General features: G+C 46.9%; 1 pseudogene. It reads left to right on the top strand.

From position 1 onward, the window contains the following. Positions 1-65 precede the first annotated feature (65 nt). A pseudogene (locus tag SB775_RS30995) lies at positions 66-260 on the top strand (hypothetical protein); the annotation flags it as partial.

The following is a 260-nucleotide window of genomic DNA, read 5'->3' as shown; positions in this document are numbered from 1 at the left end:
CGTTGAGAACCGATTATATGGAGGCAAATCATGTCGCGACTTACGAAGAAAATGGCGGCACCGTGGTGTTGAGAGTCTATCGTTTGCATGATGACCGTATTGAACTCGTCAAACAAGAAGGCGAATTTTATGATGAGTACACGGCGAGCTTTGAGGAATTGGAAGCTTTGGACGTGATTTCGACCTATCTGGAATTCCCGATCGAAGAAGGACAGGAAATCGGTGATGCGACTGTTGTCGAAGCCGGAACTAGCTTAGAG

Source organism: Peribacillus sp. SIMBA_075 (assembly GCF_046534585.1).
Note: the sequence above shows the minus strand (reverse complement) of the source record. Positions and strands in the feature narration are given on the sequence as shown.